Consider the following 22,074-nt stretch of genomic DNA (forward strand, 5'->3'; position numbering starts at 1 on the left):
GCTCATGACGTCTCCAGGTGGTCGAAGGATCGGCGGCGCAGGACGAGCAGGGCCGCGCCGAGCAGGGCCGCCCCCGCCCACGCGCCCTGTGCGGGGAGCCCCGCGAAGTAGCGGAGCGCCCTCGGCGTTCCGTCGAGGAGAGCGGACGGGGACGTGTCGAGCGCCGGTACGGTGACGGCGGCCGCCCAGCCCGCCGCGACGACGAGGGCCGCGGTGCGGCAGCCGACGTACGAGCCGAGTCCCAGCGCCGCGAGGGTCAGGGCGAGTCCCGGCAGCAGCCAGGCCAGGGGCCCCGGCCCGCCGGCCGACGCGGGCAGCACCGCCCAGGCCAGGGCGAGCACCGGGACGGTCACCCCGAGCACCGCGGCCGTCCTGGTCAGCAGCAGCCGCAGCCCGCCGCCGGGGGAGGTGGCGATGATCTCGTGCAGCGGGTCGGCGGAACGCCCGTACGAGACCCCGACCCCGGCAACCGGCAGCACCGGCGCCACGAGCAGCAGCAGCGCCCGCACCGACCCCCCGAGCCCACCCCCGTACGCGAGCGCCACGGCCGCGCACACCACGAGGACCAGCGCCCCACCCCAGGGCCCACGCAGGGCGGGCCCGGCGGCCCGGAGCGCCCGTCCGAGGAGGCGGGGCCCGGTCACGCGGCCCCGCACACCCGCGTCGAGCGCCCGGCGCCATGCTCCGGACCAGGGCACGTCCGCGCCGCCGGAGCGTCGCCCCGCGCCCCGCACCCGGCGCCACGTGCCCGCCACCGGCTCCGCCAGCGCATCCGCCAGCACCGCCGCCCGGACCGCGTCCAGTACCGCGGCTCCGGCCCCCCCGTCGCGCACCGCCGCCGACACGCGTTCCGCGCACCCCGTGCAGGATTCGACGTGCTTCTCCAGGGACCAGGAGTCCGTTTCCGGGGCCGTGCCCTCCGCGTACCGCAGGACCAGATCGTCCGTCACGTGCCACGTCGTCATGCCGTGCCTCCCAGGGGGCCGTTCTCCGCGACCAGGCGGTCGAGGGCGGCGCGCAGCTCGCGGCGGGCGCGCATGGCCCGGGTCTTGACCGTGCCCTCGGGTATGCCGAGCAGCCGGGCCGCCTCCCTGGTGGTCAGGCCGTCGACCACCGTCGCCCGCAGGACCTCGCGGAGCTCCGGCGAGATCCGGTCGAGCGCGGCGCCCACATCCCCGTACTCCAGGCCGGCCAGGACCCGGTCCTCGGCGGACGGTGCGGGGGCGGCCCAGCGGGCGTCGCCCGCCTGCTCGGCCGCCGTCGCGCGTTCCGTCCGGGCCCGGGTCCGCTGGGCGTCGACGAGGCGCCGGGCGGCGATCACCCAGAGCCAGCCGCCCGCCTCGGCGCCCCGGTGCGCGGCGGCGGAGCGCCAGACCGTCACGAAGGTGTCCTGGACGACCTCCCGTACGGTCTCCGGGTCCGGGCACCGGCGGCTCAGCCGGGCGAGGAGCCAGCCGGCGTGCCGGTCGTAGAACGCGGCCAGGGCGGCCGTGTCGCCCTGCGCGACGGCACGCAGAAGCGCTTCGTCGCTCCGGTCGTCCCCCGAGGGGCGCATGTCGCTCACACCCCCTCTATCGGCGGCCGCCCGCCGCCCGGTTCACGCCCCCGGCGGCGCCGTGAACCGTACGGCCGAGGCGGGTGCGGTGACATCCGCGTCCGCGCTGATCGCCCAGGCGGCGACCCGCGAGACGACGGCGGCGGGGACCGCGTCGCTGATCCCGGGGGCGGCCGGGACGTCGTGCGTGGCGTGGGCGTCGTACGGGAGGACGACCCGGTAGCCCCGCGCCAGGGCGGTGCGGGCCGTCGCCTGGACGCACATCTCCGACATGACGCCGCAGACGGCCAGCGACTCCACGCCCGCCTCCGCCAGGACGGCGCCCAGGGACGTGTCCTTGAAGCCGTCGTCCCAGGTCTTGCGGATCACGGACTCCGCGGGGCCCGCCACGACCGGCAGGTGCAGCGCCCACCCCGGCGTGAACGGCTCGTCGCCCGACCCCGGGTCGCCGTCGTTCTGGAGGTGGACGACGACCGCCCCCGCGTCCCGGGCCCGCGCCAGCAGCCCGGCCGTACGGTCCAGCAGCACCTCGGCCGCGGGGACGGCCCCCGCCCCGGTCACCCCGTCCTTCTGCACGTCCACCACGATCAGGGCCTGTACGGGGAGCGGGGTCTCGGTCATGCGGCCATCCTGTCCGGCGCGGCGCCCCGGCTCCACGGAATATCGGGGTGCGGACCAGGGCCGCTCAGGGCCGGGGCATAAGGACTTCGCGCAGCCGGTTGACCCCGGTGTGCCAGGGCCCGTCCTCCGCTCCCTCCCAGAGCTCCAGCGCCTCGGACGGCTCCGTCAGGACCCGGTCCAGCGCCCGGAGCGCGAGTCCGCGCAGGCCGGTCAGGTCCGGCAGGGGCTCGTCCGGGCCGTACGCGGAGTCGGCGGGGGCACCCCCTGGGGCACCGCGCCGCGACCGGGGCGGCCGCCGCTACGGCCTCGTCCGCCACGTCGCGGCTGATCGCTCAGAGCGAACAACGCCCGGGGAACATTGCGGGGCTCACAAGCATTGAGCCGGTATAGCTCAACTTGACTGCCGAAGGGGAGATCATGGCTACTGAGTCCAACGCCGTCACACCGCTCGCCCTGCCCGTGCTGCCGCTCGATGACGAGGTCGTGCTGCCGGGGATGGTGGTGCCGCTGGACCTGTCGGACACCGAGGTGCGCGCCGCCGTCGAGGCCGCGCAGGCCGCTGCCCGGGAGGGCGGGGGCAAGCCGGAGGTGCTGCTCGTCCCGCGCATCGACGGGACGTACACCGGGATCGGTGTCCGCGGCACCGTCGAGCAGGTGGGGCGGCTCTCCGACGGCGACCCGGGCGCCCTCATCCGGGGCCGCGGCCGGGTCCGCATCGGAGCGGGCACCAGCGGCCCCGGCGCCGCCCTCTGGGTGGAAGGGGCCCGGGTGGACGAATCCGTCCCCGACCCCCTGCCCGGGGCCGTCGCCGAACTGGTCAAGGAGTACAAGGCGCTCGCCACCAGCTGGCTGAAGAAGCGCGGGGCCTGGCAGGTCGTGGACCGGGTCCAGCAGATCGAGGGCGTCTCCGCGCTCGCCGACAACTCCGGTTACTCGCCCTTCCTCACGACCGCCCAGAAGGTCCGCCTCCTGGAGACCACCGACCCGGTCGCCCGGCTGAAGCTCGCCATCCAGTGGCTGGGCGAGCACCTCGCCGAGCAGGACGTCGCCGAGTCCATCGCCAAGGACGTCCAGGAGGGCGTCGACAAGCAGCAGCGCGAATTCCTGCTGCGGCGCCAGCTCGACGCCGTACGCAAGGAGCTCTCCGAGCTGAACGGCGACCCGGAGGACGAGTCCGACGACTACCGGGCCCGTGTCGAGGCCGCCGACCTGCCCGAGCACGTCCGCGAGGCGGCGCTCAAGGAGGTCGACAAGCTGGAGCGCGCCTCCGACCAGAGCCCCGAGGGCTCCTGGATCAGGACCTGGCTCGACACCGTCCTCGAACTGCCCTGGACCGAGCGCACCGAGGACGCCTACGACATCAAGGGCGCCCAGGAGGTCCTGGACGCCGAGCACGCGGGCCTCCAGGACGTGAAGGAGCGCATCACCGAATACCTCGCCGTGCGCAAGCGCCGGGCCGATCGCGGCCTCGGGGTCGTCGGCGGGCGGCGCGGCGGCGCGGTGCTGGCCCTCGTCGGCCCGCCCGGGGTCGGCAAGACCTCGCTCGGGGAGTCCGTGGCGCACGCCATGGGCCGCACGTTCGTCCGCGTCGCGCTCGGCGGTGTCCGGGACGAGGCGGAGATCCGCGGCCACCGGCGTACGTACGTCGGGGCGATGCCCGGACGCATCGTGCGCGCCATCAAGGAGGCCGGCTCGATGAACCCGGTCGTCCTCCTGGACGAGATCGACAAGGTCGGCTCCGACTTCCGGGGCGACCCGGCCGCAGCCCTCCTCGAAGTCCTCGACCCCGCGCAGAACCACACCTTCCGCGACCACTACCTGGAGGTCGAGCTCGACCTCAGCGACGTCGTCTTCCTGGCCACGGCCAACGTCCTGGAGGCCATTCCGGAGGCGCTGCTCGACCGCATGGAGCTGGTCAGGCTCGACGGCTACACGGAGGACGAGAAGGTCGTCATCGCCCGCGACCACCTGCTCCCGCGCCAGCTGGAACGGGCCGGTCTGGAGAAGGGCGAGGTCGCGCTCGACGAACCGGCGCTGCGCAAGCTGGCCGGCGAGTACACCCGCGAGGCCGGCGTACGGAACCTGGAGCGCGCCGTCGCCCGGCTGCTGCGCAAGGTCGCGGCCCAGAGCGAGCTGGGCGACCGCGAGCTGCCGTTCACCGTGGGCGCGGACGACCTGCGCGGTCTCATCGGCCGCCCGCACCACGTGCCCGAGTCCGCCCAGGACCCGGCCGAGCGCCGTACGTCGGTGCCGGGCGTGGCCACCGGGCTCGCGGTGACCGGGGCGGGCGGGGACGTCCTCTTCGTGGAGGCGTCGCTCGCCGACCCGGAGACCGGGGCGTCCGGTCTGACCCTCACCGGCCAGCTGGGCGACGTCATGAAGGAGTCCGCGCAGATCGCGCTGAGCTTCCTCCGGTCGCACGGCGCGGAGCTGGAGCTGCCGGTCGCGGACCTCAAGGACCGGGGCGTGCACATCCACTTCCCGGCGGGCTCGGTCCCCAAGGACGGCCCGAGCGCGGGCGTCACGATGACGACCGCGCTGGCCTCGCTGCTCTCCGGACGGCTGGTCCGCACGGACGTGGCGATGACCGGTGAGGTGTCGCTGACCGGGCGGGTGCTGCCGATCGGCGGCCTGAAGCAGAAGCTGCTGGCCGCGCACCGGGCGGGCATCACCACCGTGGTGATCCCCAAGCGGAACGAGGCCGACCTGGACGATGTCCCGGCCGAGGTGCTGGAGACCCTGGAGGTCCACCCGGTCACCGACGTCCGCCAGGTCCTGGAGATCGCCCTGGCCCCGGCCACGGCGGAGCGCAGGATCCCGGCGGCACAAGCGGCGTAACGGAAGCAACCGAAACGACGGACGCGGAACGGCCCGGGCAGGCGGGCCGTTCCGCGTACCGCCGCGCCTACGGCCGGTAGATCGTGCCCGGGACCGGCTCGGCGGGGGCCATCAGCTGGGGGACCGTCACGAAGGTGTAGCCCTGCTTCTTCAGCGTGTCGATGATCCCGGGCACGGCGGGCACGGTGCCCTTGTAGATGTCGTGCAGCAGGATGATGCCGTCCTTGCTCGCCTGGTCGACTATCCGCTTCCTGATCAGCGCCGAGTCGGTGGTCGAGTAGTCCTTGGCGGTGGCGCTCCACAGGATCTGGGAGAGCCCGAGGTCCTTGCAGATGCCGGAGATCGTGTCGTCGGTACGGCCCTGCGGCGGGCGCATCAGCCGGGGTCTCCTACCGATGATGTCCGCTATGGCGTCCTGCGTCTTCTCCAGCTCGGCGCGTATCTCGGCCGGCTTCCGGTCGGTCAGGATCTTGTGCGACCAGGTGTGGTTGGCGATCTCGTGGCCCTCGGCGGCGAGCCGCCTCACGGTGTCCGGGTGCTTCCTGACGTGGTTCTTGCCGAGCAGGAAGAACGTCGCGTGGACCTTCTTCTCCTTGAGGATGTCCAGCAGACGGGGCGTGTCCTCGGCCGGGCCCGCGTCGAAGGTCAGCGCGATGCACTTGGCCTTGCGGCAGTCCACCGGGCCCATCGGGGCCTTGGCGTCCGAAGCGGCGTCGTCGCGGGCCGAGCCGGGCGCGGTGGTCTCCATCGTGCAGCCGCTCAGCGTGAGCGTGAGCGCCGTCACAAGAGCGACGCCCAACCCCGTACCGATCGACTTCCTCTTACTGGGCACGGCGCGCCACTCCCTCAGGTGAACGGACGCACTGGTGTGCGACCTGGAGCGGTGACTATACCTGCGATGTATACACCGAGTTCATAGTGGGGTGGCCCGGACGCGACGGAGCCCGGTGACGGGGTGCGTCACCGGGCTCCGCGGGGCCGGGAACTATCCGTTGGCGAGTGCCTGGACGCGGTCCAGGGCGCCGTTGAAGTGGTTGTGGTCGCCCACCGTCGGGCCGGAGGACGTGTACTGCCAGATCGTGTAGAAGCCCCAGCCGGCCGGGAGCTCGCCGACCGTGGTGTTGTAGCGGGCCACCCACAGGGGGTTGGTGGTCGCGAAGCCGCCGTTGTTGCCGGTGCAGTCCTTCCACCAGCTCGTCGCGGTGTAGATCACCGCGTCGCGCCCGGTGCGCGCCTTGTACGTGTTCACGAAGTCACGGATCCACGCGACCATCTGCGCGGCGGTCTTGCCGTAGCACTGCGCGCCGTACGGGTTCCACTCGATGTCGAGCACACCCGGCAGGGTCTTGCCGTCCTTGGACCAGCCGCCCCCGTGGTCCACGAAGTAGTTGGCCTGGGTGGCGCCGCTCGTGGTGTCGGGCGTGGCGAAGTGGTACGAGCCGCGGATCATCCCGACGTTGTACGAGCCGTTGTACTGCTGCGCGAAGTAGGGGTTCGTGTAGTACGTCCCCTCGGTGGCCTTGGTGTAGGCCCACTTCACGCCGCTGTTCCAGAGCGTCGACCAGGCGACGTTGCCCTGGTGGCTGCTGACGTCCACGCCCTCGGTCTGGGCGGCGCGGCCCTCGACCGGCAGACCGCCCTTGCCGTCGTGGGCGACGACGCCCATGCCCATGGTGGCGCTGCCGCGCGCGGGCGCGGTGGGGTCGCCGCCCGCCGCGTTCGAGGCGCCGGGGAGCGCGATGAGGAGGGAGAGGGCTGCGAGCAGGGTGCCGGCCGCGGCGAGGCGCGAGCGGCGGGACTTCGTGGAGCCGGATCTGTGCACGGGCATTGCGTGCCTCCGAGACCTCAGTGGGGGGAGCTGCCGACCCGGGAGGCGCCGCGCGGCGATCCCGGCGGCATGCCATGGTGTGGACATGCCATGCATGACGCTACGCACGTAGACCCGTGCGGCGGAAGAGGGCCTGGGCGGCGCCGTTGGTCTACTCCTGCGAAATACTGGCGGAGCTGCGGCGATGACCGTCGGCGGAAGAAACTTTCATCTGCGGGAAAGCTCTTGAGGGGAGTTGACGTGCACGGGAGCGAAAGCGGACGAGACCCCGGCGCTACCGGAGGAAGTGGTGTGGACCACGAATTCCTCGCCCTGGAGCTGGAGTTGGCCGTCTTTCTGCGCCGCGCGCGGGCCAACTCCGGCGAGATGGCGCGCGAGGTGCATCCCGAACTCGAAGCGGCCGCCTACGGCCTCTTCGTACGCCTGGAATCGGCCGGCCGGCAGCGGGCCACCGATCTCGCCGCGTACTTCGGCGTCGGCAAGGCCACCATGAGCCGGCAGCTCCGCGCCCTGGAGGCCCTCGGCCTGGTGGCGCGCGAGCCCGATCCGGCCGACGGGCGCGCCTTTCTCGTGCACCTCACCGAGGAAGGGCTCGCCCGCTTCCGGAGCGTCCGCGACGCCCGCCGCGACCGCTACGTCCGCAAGCTGGCCGACTGGGACCGCGCCGAGGTCGCGGAACTCGCCCGCCTGCTGCACCAGCTGAACGCGAGCGCCGAGGACTGAGTGCCCGGGGGAGGGGCTCACAGCCGTACGTACGCCGCCGTCGCGTCGTCGTGCGTCTTGCCCCTGAGGTGCTTACGCTCCGTGTCCGCGTCCTCCAGGGCGCGAACCCGGTCGATCAGCGCCTGCGGGCCCTCCTTCTCCAGGATCCCGAGGCACGCCCCCCAGTCGCCCGCGCCGAACATCTCCGTCCAGCGGCTCGCCCCGTCCGTCATCGCGGCCAGGGCCCGCACCCCGGCGCGCGGCGTCCGCCCGGTGACCGCGCGCTCCGCCACGGCCGGATCGGCGGCGGCCGTGAAGAAGCCGCCCTCCTTGTTGCGCGCCCGGGCGTCGGCCACCGCGTCCGAGACCAGGAGTTCCCGGGGCAGCCGGTCGAGCCGGTCGTCCAGGACCGCGCGGACACCCCCGTCGGGCGCTTCGAGGAGCAGCACCGAATCGGACAGCACCAGGTGCTCCACCTCGGCCTCGTCCCAACGCACCACGACGACGGTTGCCTGTGGCGTACGTACGTGAGAAAGGTCACAGGTCGAGCGGTGGGTGTCCGCGGTGCGCCGGATGGACTCCGCGAGGATCTCCCGCAAGGTCAGATCCCGCCGCGAACCGGACAGTTCGACCAGCGCTCCACCCAGCCGGGCGGTGAACCACGGGACCGGGTGCACACAACCGGCATCCCCCTGCGGCGGGGTCACGCCGTCGAGCAGCACCAGACCGCCGCCCCGACCGGAGGCGGGGAGGACCGAGGCCGTCCAGTCCTCATTCGGGCGGTCCGGGGCGCCGGGAGCGGTCGCGAGTTCGATGCGCATCCGGCCAGTCTGCACGATGCCTTCACCGTGCCTGCACGGCCCTGGGATTGGTGTGTACCAGCAGGTCAGAAGGGTGGTCGGAGCGGAAGGAATCCCTCCGCCCCGAGGTGCGGGCGGGCATCCTGCCAAAGCCCGCGCCGAAGTTCCAGCCGGTGTCCACGCATGACGTCGGGGCCCGCTGGGGAGACTTGTTCGCCAACTCGGGAGTGTTGTTCACTCGTTCGTGTGGCGGAGCGGTTGATGCGCGCCCCCTCCTGAAAAGCACTGGAATGGTCGGGAGCCGTACCAGGGGGGCGGGACGCTCGTTCATGTGACCGTGCGTCACCTCTGCTTCAAGGGCGGACGAGTCGAGATTGCGAGCACCGGTGCAGAAGAAGCGGCCTCGGAGCAAGGGCGGCAGCAACAGCGGTTCCGAGGCGGCGCCGACGACCCAGGCCGAGGGCGGTCGCCGCGTGCGCGTCCGCAACCGGCTGGTCGCGGGCGTCGCCGTCGTCGGGATCACCGTCATAGCGGCGGGGACGCCGGCCGTGCTCGCCGCGTCGTCCGACCTCAACGACTCGCAGCACCTGGTCACCCTCGCCGAGCTGAACCAGCAGGCGATCTCCCTGGCCCACTCCCTCGCCGACGAGCGCGACGAGGTCACCGTCTACATCGCGGGCGGCCGCGAGGGCGAACCGGGCAGCCGGGGCACCCGCGTCGACCAGCAGGTGGACGAGATCCGCGGGACGGCCCCGGCCGACCTGCTGCGCGACCTGTCCACCATCCCGTCCCTGCGCCGCGACGCGATCAGCGGCAAGGGCACGGCCCTGGAGGCCCACCGGGCGTACTCCGAGGTCATCGCCGCACTCCACTCCCTCGCCGACGAACTGGGCCGCTCCACCCCGCCGCGCGCCGCCGCCGCCACCCGCACCCCGCAGGCGCTCGGCCGGGCCACCGAGGAGGCGTCCGCCGCCCGCGGGCTGCTGCTCGCCGCGCTCGCCGTCCCCCGCCCCGAGCCCGCGCCCCCGCGCATCGACCCGTTCACCGGGCTGCCCGTGCAGAGCGAGGACGAGGGGGAGACCAAGGAGGACCGCACCCGGAACGCGCTGAGCGCCGCCGCCCAGCAGGCCCGGGTCGGTGAACTCTCCGCGCTCGCCGACTTCGACCAGTCCGCCGGCGCCACCGCCCGCGACAAGCTGGCCGCCACCGTCACGGGCCCCGAGGTCAACAGCGCCGAGAAGTACCTCGCCGAGCTGACCGACCGCCCCGAGCTGTCCGAGTCCGACCTGAAGGTCAGCGACAAGAAGGTCGCCGCCGCCCTCGCCGCCCGCGTCGACCGGATGCGCTCCGTCGAGTCCGCGCTCGGCACCACCCAGGTCCAGCGCCTCGAACAGCTCCGCGACGACGACGTCACCGCCCTCGAACTGCGCATCGCCCTCCTCGGTGGCTGCTTCCTCGTCGCGGTCGCCGTCTCCACCGCCGTCGCCCGCACCCTCACCCAGCCGCTCGCCGTGCTCCGGATCGGCGCCGCCCGGCTCGCCGCCGAACCCGCCACCGCCGAACCGGTCCGCTACACCGGCCGCAACGACGAGTTCGCCCAGACCGTCCGCTCCATCAACGCCCTGCACGGCCGCCTGCGGGAGCTGCTCCAGCAGTTCAACGGGCGCTTCGAGAGCCTGGAGACCGAGCGCGCCGAACTGGTCGCCGGACGCGAGGCCCTCACGGTCCAGCGCGCCGAACTCCAGGTGCGCGCGGCGGACCTGACGGCCCAGCTGGAGAAGCTGCAGAACACCGTCCGCCACACCTTCGTCAACCTCTCGCTGCGCACCCTCGGACTGGTCGAACGGCAGCTCGGCGTCATCGAGTCCCTGGAGGAGCGCGAGCAGGACCCGGAACGGCTCGGCACCCTCTTCAAGCTCGACCACATGGCCACGGTCATGCGCCGCCACAGCGAGAACATGCTGGTCCTCGCCGGTGCGGACCACGGCCACGGCCACCAGGGCCCGATCCCGCTGGTCGACGTCCTGCGCGCGGCCGTCAGCGAGATCGAGCGGTACGAACGGGTCACCATCCAGTCCCTGCCGCCGCACGGCCAGGTCGCCGGGTTCGCCGCCGACGACCTCAGCCACCTGGTCGCGGAGCTGCTGGAGAACGCCACCTCGTTCTCGCCGCCCGACTCCCACGTCCAGCTCTCCGGCTGGCTCCTGGAGAGCGGCGAGGTGATGCTCTCCGTGCAGGACGAGGGCATCGGCATGTCCTCCGTACGGATGGGCGAGCTCAACACCCGGCTGGCCGACCCGGCGCTCTTCGAGGCCGGCGAGCAGAACGCCGACGGGGCCGGGCTCGGCCTCCAGGTCACCTCGCTGCTCGCCGCCCGGCACGGCGTACGCGTGGAGCTGCGCGAACAGAAGGGGAGCGGGGTGACCGCGGTCGTCGTCCTGCCCGAGGCCCTGCTGCCCAAGGCCCTCCCGGCGGCGACGCCCCCGCCGGTCACCGCCCCGGGCGACGCACCCGCGCTGAACCTGCCGGGCTCGGTGGCCGAGGCCAACTCCAACACCCTGCCGGGGCGCACCGCGTCCCCCTCGGACGACCCGATGATCGCGGCAGCGGAACGCGCCCTTGCGGGGGCGGGGGCGGCGCAGCCGCCCGTGGCGCCGGAGGCGCCGGTGACCCCTGAGGCCGTCGAGGCACCGCAGGCCGTTGCGGCACCGGAGGCCGTTGCGGTGCCCGGGACTCCCGAGGCCACCACTCCCGAGGCCACCACCCCCGAGCCGGAGCCCACCCCCGAGCCGGAGGCCGAGACCGATCCCGAGCGCACCCTCCAGGTCCGCCTGCCCCGGCCCCCCAAGCCGGTGGACGCCGACCCGTACGCCATCGGCCCCGACCGCCACGAGCGTGCCGCCGACGAGGCACCGGCCCCCGTGACCACCGAGGCCCCCGCGCCGACGGACACCGTCCCCGGCCCCCGGCGGCCCGAGGCCGACCCGGTCACCGACAAGGGGCTGCCCAAGCGGACGCCCAAGGTCGTCCGGCCTGCCGGGGCGCCCGTCGCCGAGCGGCGGGGGAGCGTCGACAAGGACGCCCTGCGGCGCAGGCTCGGCGGCTTCCAGCAGGGGGCCAGGGACGGCCGCCGCGACGTCGAGGCCGAGCTCGCCGAGGGCGCGAGCCCCACACGTACCGAGCACGCCGAGCCGGCAGGCCGTAGCGACGGCCGGACCGGAGAGACGGGGGACACAGTCGAGGAGGCACGCAGTTGACTGCGCCCAGCACATTCGGGCTGAGCACCGAGGCCCGGAACCTGCACTGGTTGCTGAGCAATCTCGTGGAGGAGGTGCCAGGGGTCCACTCCGTCACCGTCGTCTCGTCCGACGGGCTGATGCTGCTGTCCTCCGACCCCGGCCACCACGACGCCGCCGAGCCCGCGGCCCCGCAGAGCGGACCGCGCGGTTCCAGCGCCGACCTGGCGACCATCGTCTCCGGCATCGGCAGCCTCACCGTCGGCGCGGCGAAGCTGATGGACGGCGGCGGTGTGAAACAGACCATGGTCGCCATGGAGGAGGGCAGCGTCTTCGTGATGTCGATCAGCGACGGCTCGCTGCTCGGGGTGCACGCCGCCCCCGACTGCGACATGGGCGTCATCGCGTACCACATGGCGCTGTTCGTCGGCCGCGCCGGACACGTACTCACCCCCGAACTCCGCAGTGAGCTGCGCAAATCGATGGAGAGCGCCCAGTGAGCCACGCCGCAGCCGGACCCGCCCGCAAACTGCCCGTCCGGGGGGCCGGCAAACGGCCCGCGCGGGTCCGTCCTTACTCGCTCACCGGCGGCCGCACCCGCTTCGGGCACGTCCTGCTCGTCGAGACGTTCGTCGCCGCGCTGGAGGCCCCCGAGGAGCGCCGCGAACTCACCAACGGCAATCTGGCGACCCGTCTGATGCCGGAGCTCAGGGCCATCGTCGAGCTCTGCCGCCGGATGCGTACCGTCGCCGAGATCTCGGCACTGCTGAAGATGCCGCTCGGCGTGGTCCGGGTGCTGCTCAGCGACTTGGCCGACCAGGGAAAGATCCGCGTGTACGGGACCGGGCACGGCACCGGCCAGCCCGACCGCGCACTGCTCGAAAGGGTGCTCGATGGACTCCGCCGTCTCTGAGTCGCTGTTCGCCCCGCGGCAGCCGGGCCCGGAGGAGCGGCCCGAGGAGAAGCTCCAGCCCTGGCAGCTGGACCGCACCCGGGCCCCGATCGCCACGAAGATCGTGGTCGCGGGCGGCTTCGGCGTCGGCAAGACCACGTTCGTGACCGCGGTCTCCGAGATCACCCCGTTGCAGACCGAGGCCATGATGACCCGGGCCAGCGAGGACACCGACGACCTCAGCGCCACCCCGGACAAGGCCACCACGACCGTCGCCATGGACTTCGGCCGGCTCACGCTGGACGACGACCTCGTGCTGTACGTGTTCGGCACCCCGGGCCAGCAGCGGTTCTGGTTCATGTGGGACGACCTGGTGCGCGGTGCGATCGGTGCCGTTGTCATGGCCGACACCCGCCGCCTCGCCGACTGCTTTCCCGCCCTCGACTACTTCGAGAGCTGCGGGCTGCCGTACATCGTGGCCGTCAACCACTTCGAGGGAACGCCCGGCTTCGAGGCCGAGGACGTCAGGGAGGCCCTGACCGTGCCCCCGCACGTGCCCGTAGTGATCATGGACGCGCGCAACAGGATCACGGTGGTCGAGTCCCTGCTGGCCCTCGTCGGCCACGCACTCGACGCCACCCCCGCGTAGCCCCCCCAGCCTCCCCCTCAGCACCACACAACGGAGAACCGCGATGCGGAAGATACTGATAGTCGGAGCCGGTCAGTCCGGGCTCCAGCTCGCCCTGGGACTTCAGTCCAAGGGGTACGAAGTCACCCTGATGTCCAACCGCACCGCCGACGAGATCCGCTCCGGCCGGGTCATGTCCACGCAGTGCATGTTCCACACCGCGCTCCAGCACGAGCGGGACCTCCAGCTCAACTTCTGGGAGTCGCAGGCCCCGCGCATCGAGGGCCTCGGCGTCTCGGTGGCCGCCCCCGACTCCTCGCGGGCCGTCGACTGGGTCGGCAAGCTCGACGGATACGCCCAGTCCGTGGACCAGCGCGTCAAGATGGCCGGCTGGATGGACACCTTCGCCCAGCGCGGCGGACAGCTCGTCATCCACGGTGCGGCCGTCTCCGACCTGGACTACTTCTCGCGCACCTACGACCTGGTGCTGGTCGCCGCCGGCAAGGGCGAGCTGGTCTCGATGTTCGGCCGGGACGCCTCCCGTTCCCCGTACGACGCCCCGCAGCGCGCGCTGGCCGTCGCGTACGTGCACGGCATGGGCCCGCGCCCGGAGCACCCGGAGTTCGACGCGGTCCGCTGCAACCTCGTGCCGGGCGTCGGCGAGCTCTTCGTGATGCCGACCCTGACCACCTCCGGCCGCGCCGACATCCTGTTCTGGGAGGGCGTCCCGGGCGGGCCGCTCGACGCGTTCCAGGGCATCAAGGACCCCTCCGAGCACCTGGCGAAGACCCTGGAGCTCATGGAGACCTTCACGCCCTGGGAGTACGCCCGCGCCACCAAGGTCGAGCTGACCGACGCCAACGGCACCCTCGCCGGCCGCTACGCCCCCACCGTCCGCAAGCCCATCGGCCGGCTGCCCGGCGGCGGCCTGGTGCTCGGCGTCGCGGACGTCGTCGTCGCCAACGACCCGATCACCGGCCAGGGCTCCAACTCGGCGTCCAAGTGCGCCGCCGCCTACCTCGACTCGATCGTGGAGCGCGGCGACCGCGAGTTCGACGAGGCGTGGATGCAGTCCACGTTCGACCGGTACTGGGACACCGCCCAGCACGTCACCAAGTGGACCAACGCGATGCTCGGCGTCCCGCCGGAGCACGTGCTGAACCTGATCGGCGCCGCCGGACAGCTCCAGCCGGTCGCGGACCGCTTCGCCAACGGCTTCAACGACCCGGCCGACTTCGAGAACTTCTTCTTCGAGCCGGAGAAGGCGAACGCCTACCTTGCCTCGGTGGCGGGCCCGGCCGCCTGATCGCGCCCTCCGGCCCCGGCGCTCACGACGCCGGGGCCGAGGACGCCCCGTACCCCTCGTCCGAACCGTCCGTCGCACCGTCGGGCAGCTCCGGGCCCCGGTACGAGGCCAGCGGCGTGCCGTCCGGGTCGGGCCGGACCGCCCCCAGCACCGGGTTGGACGCCACCGGCGAGACCTTCACGCTGGTGCCGGGCCGGGGCGCCTGCACCACCAGGCCGTTGCCGAGGTACAGCGCCACATGGGTCGCCTCCGGGAAGTAGACCACCAGGTCGCCGGGGCGCAGCGCGTTCACCGGGATCCTGGTCAGCTGCCGCCACTGCTCCTGCGAGGTGCGCGGGATGACGCGTCCGGCGTTCGCCCACGCCTGCGAGGTGAGCCCGGAGCAGTCGAACGAACCCGGCCCTTCCGCACCCCACACATACGGCTTGCCGATCTGCCGGACCGCGTACTGGACGGCCTCCCCGCCCTGGGCGGTCGGCGGGCGGGACGAGGACAGCGCGCCGGAGGCGACCAGCGCGTCCTGGGCCTTGTCCGTGTTCTTCCGGGCGAGGCCGGAGACCTCGGCGAGCTGGTCCTCGGTGAGCGTGGCGATCTTCGCCTCCACCTGTTTCAGGCGGGTGCGTACGGTGTCGCGGTCCTTCTTCTTCCGCGCGGTCAGGGTCCGCTGCTCGGCGAGCACCTTGCGGGACTCCTTCGCCAGCTCGCCGGCCCGCTTCTCGGCCGCTCCCAGCCGCTGAACGGCCGCCACCCGCCCGGCGGCGAGGCGCTGGATGACCTGGCCCTGGGTCAGGGCGGCCTCCGGGTCGCGCATCAGCAGCAGCCGCAGATACGCGGAGAGCTCGGACCGGCCCTGGTACTGCTCGCGGGCCAGCTGCCCGGCCGCGTCCCGGCCTCTGGCCAGTGAGCGCCGTGCGGTGACGAGGGCCGCGTCGAGCTTCTTCGCCCGCGCGGTCCGCTTCTTCAGCTCGGCCGTCGTGCCGTTGTAGGTCTCGGTGGCCTCTTCGGCCTGCTGATAGAGGCGCTGCAACTCGCTCAGCAGCGCGGCGGCCCCGCCGGCCGGGGCGCCGGGCGCGGGCGGGGCGGGCGAGGGGGCGGCTACGGCGGTGGCCGGCGAGACCACCACGACGGCGGCGAGCGCCGCCGTACCGAGGGAACGCACCAGGGTGCCCGACGACACGACATCACCTCCGGAACCGGGGTGAATCGTGCGACTACCCCATGAGTGAGCGCAATGCGGTCATACGCTCACCCGTGCGACGGGGCGATGCAAGAACCCACGGCCGTGGCGGCCCCCCGCCGCCCTCCGGATTCGCCCGGAAGGCGGCGGACGACGTCACGCGACCGGGAACGCGTACACCGTGCGGCCGCGCCGGACGATCGCCGTCCTGTCGTACGCCAGCACCTGGTAGCCGGCCGTGACGGTCTCGCCCTCCGGGGCCTGGTTGCCGATGTCCTGGAACTTCCAGAGCCGCTTGCCGTCGGTGGCGGAGAAGGCGGTGACCTGGCCGGTACCCGCGGCCAGGACGGTCTTGCCGGAGGCCGTGACGGTGAGGACCGGCGTCGCCTTGTCCGGCGTCGCCTCCGTGGAACGGCGCCACTTGACCTGGCCGCTCGCCGGGTCGACCGCGCCCACCTCCTGGTTGACGTTGGTCGTGTGCAGCACGTCCTTGGCCCGGACGGAGGCCCCGAAGACGGAGCCGCGACCGCCCTTGACCGTCCACTTCGCCTTGCCGCCGGGTGTGTCGAAGGCGCGGAGGCCGGAGCCGTCCGCCGCGTAGACCACGCCGTTGGAGTCCCCCACGGCCTGGGCGCTGAGGCCGACGGTGCCCAGCGCCTTGGACCACTGGACCTTCCCGGTCTCGCGGTCGAAGCTGTGGAAGTGGGTCTTGTTCTTGTACCCCTTCACCTGGCCGGAGGTGAGGGTCGCGGGGCGCTGGCGCACGATGACGGAGTCCGGGCGGACCGCGATCATCCGGTAGATCGGGGCGGCGGAGCCGCGGCCGTCGGGCACCTGGGTCCGCCACAGTTCCCGGCGCCGCACGATGTCGTACGCGAACATGTACGACTTGACGACCTGCTTGTCCTTGCCGGGCTTCTGCCCCTTCTTCGGCTTGGGCGCCTTCACGACGGCCTTGGTCGAGCCGGTGAACCAGACGGTCGCGCCGTCGGATCCGACGAGCGTCCGCACGACCAGGCCGGGTGCGTCCTTGAACGCTTCGGTGTAGGCCACCCGGTGGGCGACCTTGCCGTCCTTCACCGCGAGCCACAGCATCTCGGTGCGCCCCGACATGAAGCAGTGCTCCTCGTCGGCGGGCAGGGCGGCCCGGCCGGTGGCGCCGTCGGGGTTCTCCCAGAGCCGGCGCCCGGTGCGCAGGTCGACCGCGCTGGCCTGGCTCTCGTCCGACAGCACCAGCAGGCGGTCGTTCCACACGGCGGCGGTCAGCGGGACCGGCTCGGACGCCGGGTGGTTGTAGACCCAGCGCGGCGTCGGCGCGGCCCCCGCGACGCTGGGCCCGCCCGACGTCGGCGCCGGCTTCGGGTCCGGGCCGGGCTCGTCCTCGTCGCCGGAGGTCAGCGCGTACAGCGTCCCGCCGCCGACAAGGAGTCCGGCCACGCCGCCCACCGCCCCGAACAGCAGCCCGCGCCGGCTCGGCCCGGACCGCCGGGGCTCGGCGGGCGGTGCGGCGTTCGGGACGGGTGCGGGCGGCAGCGGCACGGGGACGGGCTGGGGCGCCTGGTGCTGGTACGGGGGCTGCGGCTGCTGTTGCGGATACCCGTACGCGGACTGGTCCGGCCACGGAGCGGGCTGCGCCTGCTGCCCGATCGCCCCGAGCTGTGTGGTGCGGGTGTCCGGGACGCCGGACGCGTCCGGGACGCCGGACGCGTCCGGGACCGTGCCGCCCCCGGCGACCGTCGGCTGCTGCCACGCGGGCACCGGCGTCGGCTCGTGCTGCGGCGGCACGGCGTCCTGTATGTCGGGCTCGGGCGCCGGCCGGGGCGCGGGCGCGACGGCGTCCCAGACGTCCCCGTACGACTTCGGGGCATTGGCACCCCGGGCGCCCGAGGGGTTCTCGTCGGACACCGGATACTGATCGGACACGGGGTTCTCCACAGACGCGTTCTTCACGGGCACGGGCAGGTTCACGGGCGGGGCGGCGCTTGCGGGCGCGGCGCCGGACACCGGCGCGGCGCCGGACACCGGCCGGGCGTCGGCCCCGGACGCGGGGGACGGGGTGCCGGCGCCGGGCGCCAGGCCCGCCCCGGCCGGCGAGTGCGCCCCGCCCGCCGGCCTCCGGGCCTGGGCGCCCTGTTCGGCCACCGCCGCCGCGAGCTGCCCCGGGAGCCAGTCGCCCGCCGCGAGTGCCGCCGCGCCCTCCAGGGCGAGTTCGGCGGCGACCGTGCCCGCCGCGGGGCGGTCGGCCGGGTCCTTCGCCAGGCAGCGGGCGATCAGGTCGCGCAGTTCGCCGGGGACGCCGCCGAGTTCCGGGGCGGCCTGGGCGATGCGGTCGGCGGCCTCGGCCGGGGGCCCTTCCGCCAGCGGGGTCGTCCCGGTCGCCGCGTAGGCGAGCAGCAGGCCGAGCACGAAGAGGTCGGAGGCCGGGCCCGCCTCCTCGCCCGCGAGCTGTTCCGGGGTCAGATAGCCGAGCCGTACGGAGAGCCGGCCGCCCTCGCCCGCCGACGCCTCGGCCGCCGCGCCCAGCGGGCCGAAGGCGTTGAGCCGGGGGCCGTCCTCGGCGAGCAGCACGGTCCCGGGCGCCAGGCCGTGCAGCACGGCGCCGGTGGCGTGGACCCGGGACAGGGTCTCGGCGATGCCCGCGCCCAGTATCCGCACGGCGCGCGCGGGCAGCGGACCGGCGGCCTCTATGGCCTCGGCCAGGGTCAGCGCGGGGACGTACTTCGCGGCGGTCCAGGGCGCGTCGGCCCCGTCCGTGCGGGTCTCCAGCGGCCCGTCGACCCAGCCCCCGGCGAGCCGGCCCGCGAGGCGCGCCTCGGCGTCGAAGCGCTGGCGGTAGGCGGGCGAGGCGGCGAGTTCGGGCCGGGCGGCGGTGACCACGAAGAGCTCGCCGGGGTCCGCGCCGTGCGCGAGGTACTGCACCGCGGCGGCCGTCTCACGCAAGCGGGCCAGCACGGTGTACGGACCGAAGCGGCGTGGCTCGTCCTGACGCGGCGCCTCCATGGCGCATCCCCCCTTGTGACCGTCCCCGTCCCGTCCCCAGGGACCAGACGTTCGATCTTAGGGCCTGCCGTCCCGCTGCCGTCTGCCGGGCGGGCGACGGCGGCAGCGGGACGGGCAGGCCCTAATGGGGCGGTTCCTGCCGCCCACCGCCCGGCTTCGACCACGGCCACCGGGGCCGCTCGCGCCCCTCGGGGGCGTACTCGTAGACCCACCCCCGCTGGATGCCGAGCCGCTTCGTGTGACCGGCCGGGGTCCTTCGGTACGCGTGCACCGTGGGCGGTCCGCCGGCCGCGTCCGGGACCGGGACCTCGTACCACTTGGGCGGGTGGCCGGTCGCGCCGGTCAGGACGGGCAGGACCCGGCCGTCCAGCGGGCCGCCGACGAAGGCGGTGTTCTCGCTTCTCACCCGGCCAGTCTGACCGATCGTGGGGCGGGCCCCGCGCCGCCGGTCATTCCGGCGGCAGCAGATGCGCGGCGACGCCCACCAGCGGGGCCAGCCGGTCCACCAGCCGTCCGGCCGGGCCCTCCACGGTCTCCAGCGGGAGCAGCGCGGCCACGGCGGCCGCGGTCTGCGGGTCCGAGGACGAGGTGACGGCCAGCAGGCCGATGAACTGGTCGACCAGCCAGTCCCGCAGTTCGGCGGCGTCCGGCCGCTTGCCCTCGTCCAGCCAGATCAGCGAGGCCGCCTCGACCGCGGCGATCCAGGTGCGGACCATCATGCTCATCCGGGGCGCGGGTTCGCTGTGCTCGTCCTGGCCCAGGTGGAAGAGGATCTGCTCGGCCGCCGCGCGCCGCACCTCGTCCACGATGGTGGTCGTGCGGGACGTCTCGGCGACGCTGCCGCCCCGGAGCAGCGCGCTGAATCCGGCGTCGTGCTCGTCCACGAAGGCCAGATAGCGGTCGAGGACGCGGGTGACCCGCTCGGTCGGCGGGCCCTCGGCCGGCTCGGCGAAGCACAGCTTCAGCTGCTCGGCGGCCGAACGGAGCGCCGCCTCGTACAACTGCTGCCGCCCGCCCGGGAAGTAGCGGTACACCAGTGGCCGGGACACCCCGGCCACCGTCGCGACCTCGTCCAGCGAGACCTCGTCGGGGGGCCGGTGCGCGAAGAGCGTGAGGGCCGCGCCGAGCAGCTGGGTGCGGCGCTCCTCGACGCTGAGTCTTCGGTACGCACGGCCGGGCGGCGCGGCGGCGGCTGGGGTCATGACACCCAGACTAAGCGCACCCGTCGTCACGCCAGCAGGCCCGAGCTCTTCCAGAGCCTGCGGCCCACCCCGTTCAGGACGCCGATGTCCTCGAAGAAGTCGGTGAGCCGTTTGGCGCCCGTCTGCATGACCTCCGTGCGGTGTCCGCTGGCCCTGACCTGGGCGACCGCCTCGTGGCGGTTCAGCCCGACGTTCTCGTACACCTGCGGGTTGACGAAGCAGACGGAGAAGACGCGGGCCGCCTGTCCGCAGCTGACACGGGCCAGTTCGCGTTCCCAGCGGGGCGCCGTCACCATCTGGCGGCGCAGCTCCTCGCGGGCGTAACGGACGTGCCGCGCCTCCTCGATGACGTGGATGCGGGTCACCCCGCGCACCAGGGGCTGGACGCGCTCGTCGGGGAAGGTCAGCCGCTGCATCCAGTCGAGGATCTCCTCGCCGAGGAGCGTCCCGGCGAACGAACCGGGCGTCGTGGACACGCTCTTCAGGACGCGCGCCATGTTGTGATAGCGGCGCGGCACCGTGTACGTGGGGCCGCCGCCCCAGGTGATCATGCGGCCGAACATCATCGAATGCCGGCACTCGTCGGCGATCTCGGTGAGCGCGTAGCGAACGTGGCTGCTGGTCGGGGGCTTGTCGTAGACGTGCCGGACGAGCAGCTGCATGAGGATGATCTCGAACCAGATGCCGAGCGAGGCGAGCGAGGCGGCCTCGTGCCGGGCCAGTTCCTGCCGCTGGTCGTGCGACATCCGCCGCCACAGCGGGGTGTCGTAGAGCGAGACCAGCTCGGGCGGCCAGAACCACTTGCCGTCCTCGGGCAGCGCGTCCCAGTCCAGCTCCTTGTCGGGGTCGAAGGAGTGCTTGGCGGACGCCTCCAGGAGCCGTTCGGCGATCTGCTCGCGGCCGCGCAGCGGGCCGAGTGCGTCGCGGAGCGTCTGCAGGCCGCCTTCGGTCACGGTCGTCATCGCGGATCCACCTCATCCATGGGTTACCGACGGTCACCCATTATGAGACTGCTTGTCAGCAAGGCCGTCAATCCCTTGTGCGCGACTTGTTGACCGCGCGTCTACCAACGTGTGAACCTGCCAACTGAGCGGGGAGCCCGCCGACTTCCCGGCAGTCGCGAGGCGAAGGAGCCGTCCGTGTCGACCCACGACCTCTACACCACCGCCCCCGAGGAACCGCTGTGGACCGTTCCCGCCACCGGCGCCGCCCGCTTCAGCTGGGACTACGACGACGGCCGCGAGCGCCTTCTCGCCCTGTACCAGAAGGGCAAGGACAAGCAGTGGGACGGCAACAAGCGCATCGACTGGAGCCTTGAAGTCGACCCCGCCGACCCGCTCGGCACCCCCGACGAGGCCCTGACCCTGTACGGCACCCCGCACTGGGCGCGGATGACCGAGAAGGACCGGGGCGAGCTGCGCAAGCACTACACCTCCTGGCAGTTCAGCCAGTTCCTGCACGGCGAGCAGGGCGCGATGATCTGCGCCGCCCGGATAGTGGAGGCCGTCCCCGACCTGGACGCCAAGTTCTACTCCGCGACCCAGGCCATGGACGAGGCCCGGCACGCGGAGATCTACGGCCGGTTCCTGCACGAGAAGATCGGGATGCTCTACCCGGTCAACAACAGCCTCCAGGGCCTGCTCGGCGACACCCTGCGCGACTCCCGCTGGGACATGCCGTACCTCGGCATGCAGGTCCTCATCGAAGGCCTGGCGCTCGCCGCGTTCGGCATGATCCGCGACACCACGACCCGGCCGCTGCCCAAGCAGATCCTGGCGTACGTGATGCAGGACGAGGCCCGCCACGTCGCCTTCGGGCGGATGGCGCTGCGCGACTACTACAAGCAGCTCAGCGACGCGGAACGGCGCGAGCGCGAGGAGTTCGTCATCGAGGGCTGCTACCTGATGCGCGACCGGCTCAGCGGGGTCGAGGTCCTGGAGAACTTCGGCATCGGCAAGCAGGAGGCGAAGGAGCTCAGCGAGCACTCCGAATTCCTCCAGCTCTTCCGTAAGCTGCTGTTCAGCCGCATCGTCCCGTGCGTCAAGGACATCGGCCTGTGGGGCGAACGGCTCCAGAAGGCGTACGTCGACATGGGCGTCCTCGAACTCGGCGACTCCAGCCTCGACCTGCTCATGGCCCAGGACGAGGAGATCGCCGAACAACTCGACAAGGACCGCTTCGAGGCGGAGGAGCGGGCGAGGGTGGCGGAGGTGGCCGAGGCGATCGCACAGGGCGGGGCGGGAGCCTGACGGCACCGGCCCCGGGAGCGCGGTCGGACCCGGCACCGGC

General features: G+C 73.2%; 19 protein-coding genes and 1 pseudogene. 8 read left to right on the forward strand and 12 right to left on the reverse strand.

The features are described from left to right. Positions 1-2 precede the first annotated feature (2 nt). The 4 genes and pseudogenes from ACFZAT_RS04015 to ACFZAT_RS04030 all read right to left on the reverse strand — a co-directional run. Complete coding sequence (locus ACFZAT_RS04015) at positions 3-965, reverse strand: hypothetical protein (RefSeq protein ID WP_391259596.1); 963 nt, start codon at positions 963-965, stop codon at positions 3-5. Beyond that, the gene (locus ACFZAT_RS04020) at positions 962-1,555 is read right to left on the reverse strand and encodes a sigma-70 family RNA polymerase sigma factor (RefSeq protein ID WP_391260264.1); all 594 of its coding nucleotides are present in this window, start codon (positions 1,553-1,555) and stop codon (positions 962-964) included. The genes ACFZAT_RS04015 and ACFZAT_RS04020 overlap by 4 nt, the downstream gene beginning before the upstream one ends. Before the next feature lie 42 nt (positions 1,556-1,597). Further along, positions 1,598-2,176, reverse strand: a complete 579-nt coding sequence (locus ACFZAT_RS04025) for an isochorismatase family protein (protein ID WP_391259599.1) — start codon at positions 2,174-2,176, stop codon at positions 1,598-1,600. Positions 2,177-2,240: 64 nt separating this feature from the next. Continuing rightward, positions 2,241-2,496, reverse strand: a pseudogene (locus ACFZAT_RS04030) (DUF4259 domain-containing protein); the annotation flags it as partial. Between the two features lie 97 nt (positions 2,497-2,593). On the opposite strand from ACFZAT_RS04030, the gene lon reads away from it, so the two are divergent. Next, positions 2,594-5,014 carry an endopeptidase La gene (gene lon, locus ACFZAT_RS04035; protein ID WP_391259602.1) on the forward strand — a complete coding sequence of 807 codons (2,421 nt, stop codon included), beginning with the start codon at positions 2,594-2,596 and terminating at the stop codon, positions 5,012-5,014. Positions 5,015-5,081: 67 nt separating this feature from the next. Here the strand turns inward: lon and ACFZAT_RS04040 are convergent, their stop codons facing one another. Next, the gene (locus tag ACFZAT_RS04040; RefSeq protein WP_391260267.1) at positions 5,082-5,762 is read right to left on the reverse strand and encodes a polysaccharide deacetylase family protein; all 681 of its coding nucleotides are present in this window, start codon (positions 5,760-5,762) and stop codon (positions 5,082-5,084) included. Positions 5,763-5,999: 237 nt separating this feature from the next. Continuing rightward, the gene (locus ACFZAT_RS04045) at positions 6,000-6,842 is read right to left on the reverse strand and encodes a GH25 family lysozyme (protein WP_391259604.1); all 843 of its coding nucleotides are present in this window, start codon (positions 6,840-6,842) and stop codon (positions 6,000-6,002) included. Between the two features lie 240 nt (positions 6,843-7,082). Between ACFZAT_RS04045 and ACFZAT_RS04050 the strand changes: the two genes are divergently transcribed. Beyond that, positions 7,083-7,565, forward strand: coding sequence for a MarR family transcriptional regulator (locus tag ACFZAT_RS04050; protein ID WP_391259607.1), 483 nt, complete (start codon positions 7,083-7,085; stop codon positions 7,563-7,565). A gap of 17 nt (positions 7,566-7,582) precedes the next feature. Here ACFZAT_RS04050 and ACFZAT_RS04055 read toward each other — a convergent pair whose 3' ends face one another. Then, positions 7,583-8,365, reverse strand: coding sequence for a hypothetical protein (locus ACFZAT_RS04055; protein WP_391259610.1), 783 nt, complete (start codon positions 8,363-8,365; stop codon positions 7,583-7,585). 365 nt (positions 8,366-8,730) lie between these two features. Here ACFZAT_RS04055 and ACFZAT_RS04060 point away from each other — a divergent pair, with 365 nt between their 5' ends. Genes ACFZAT_RS04060 through ACFZAT_RS04080 form a run of 5 tightly spaced genes read left to right on the forward strand, consistent with a single transcriptional unit; the run spans position 8,731 to position 14,406 of the window. Next, positions 8,731-11,601: a nitrate- and nitrite sensing domain-containing protein gene (locus tag ACFZAT_RS04060; protein WP_391259613.1), complete on the forward strand. Its 2,871-nt coding sequence runs from the start codon at positions 8,731-8,733 to the stop codon at positions 11,599-11,601. After that, positions 11,598-12,080 (forward strand): roadblock/LC7 domain-containing protein, encoded by a 483-nt coding sequence (locus tag ACFZAT_RS04065; protein WP_391259616.1) that lies wholly within the window; start codon positions 11,598-11,600, stop codon positions 12,078-12,080. The genes ACFZAT_RS04060 and ACFZAT_RS04065 overlap by 4 nt, the downstream gene beginning before the upstream one ends. Next, on the forward strand, positions 12,077-12,493 hold the full coding sequence (locus ACFZAT_RS04070; RefSeq protein ID WP_018102680.1) for a DUF742 domain-containing protein: 417 nt from the start codon (positions 12,077-12,079) through the stop codon (positions 12,491-12,493). Before ACFZAT_RS04065 ends, ACFZAT_RS04070 begins: the two co-directional genes overlap by 4 nt. Continuing rightward, the gene (locus ACFZAT_RS04075; protein WP_391259619.1) at positions 12,474-13,121 is read left to right on the forward strand and encodes an ATP/GTP-binding protein; all 648 of its coding nucleotides are present in this window, start codon (positions 12,474-12,476) and stop codon (positions 13,119-13,121) included. The genes ACFZAT_RS04070 and ACFZAT_RS04075 overlap by 20 nt, the downstream gene beginning before the upstream one ends. Positions 13,122-13,164: 43 nt before the next feature. Further along, positions 13,165-14,406, forward strand: coding sequence for a styrene monooxygenase/indole monooxygenase family protein (locus tag ACFZAT_RS04080; RefSeq protein ID WP_391259622.1), 1,242 nt, complete (start codon positions 13,165-13,167; stop codon positions 14,404-14,406). Between the two features lie 22 nt (positions 14,407-14,428). Here the strand turns inward: ACFZAT_RS04080 and ACFZAT_RS04085 are convergent, their stop codons facing one another. The 5 genes from ACFZAT_RS04085 to ACFZAT_RS04105 form a co-directional block, all read right to left on the reverse strand. Next, positions 14,429-15,583: an NlpC/P60 family protein gene (locus ACFZAT_RS04085; RefSeq protein ID WP_391259625.1), complete on the reverse strand. Its 1,155-nt coding sequence runs from the start codon at positions 15,581-15,583 to the stop codon at positions 14,429-14,431. A 156-nt stretch (positions 15,584-15,739) separates the two neighbouring features. Beyond that, the gene (locus tag ACFZAT_RS04090) at positions 15,740-18,583 is read right to left on the reverse strand and encodes a PQQ-binding-like beta-propeller repeat protein (protein WP_391259627.1); all 2,844 of its coding nucleotides are present in this window, start codon (positions 18,581-18,583) and stop codon (positions 15,740-15,742) included. A 121-nt stretch (positions 18,584-18,704) separates the two neighbouring features. Next, on the reverse strand, positions 18,705-18,989 hold the full coding sequence (locus ACFZAT_RS04095) for a hypothetical protein (protein WP_391259630.1): 285 nt from the start codon (positions 18,987-18,989) through the stop codon (positions 18,705-18,707). Between the two features lie 43 nt (positions 18,990-19,032). Then, positions 19,033-19,785, reverse strand: coding sequence for a TetR family transcriptional regulator (locus ACFZAT_RS04100; RefSeq protein ID WP_391259633.1), 753 nt, complete (start codon positions 19,783-19,785; stop codon positions 19,033-19,035). Between the two features lie 26 nt (positions 19,786-19,811). Further along, complete coding sequence (locus ACFZAT_RS04105; RefSeq protein WP_391259636.1) at positions 19,812-20,747, reverse strand: diiron oxygenase; 936 nt, start codon at positions 20,745-20,747, stop codon at positions 19,812-19,814. Between the two features lie 177 nt (positions 20,748-20,924). Here ACFZAT_RS04105 and ACFZAT_RS04110 point away from each other — a divergent pair, with 177 nt between their 5' ends. Next, entirely contained in the window at positions 20,925-22,034 is a 1,110-nt protein-coding gene (locus ACFZAT_RS04110; RefSeq protein WP_391259639.1) for a diiron oxygenase, read from the forward strand. Positions 22,035-22,074 lie beyond the last annotated feature (40 nt).

Source organism: Streptomyces sp. NPDC008163, from assembly GCF_042956885.1.
GTDB lineage: Bacteria > Actinomycetota > Actinomycetes > Streptomycetales > Streptomycetaceae > Streptomyces > Streptomyces drozdowiczii_A.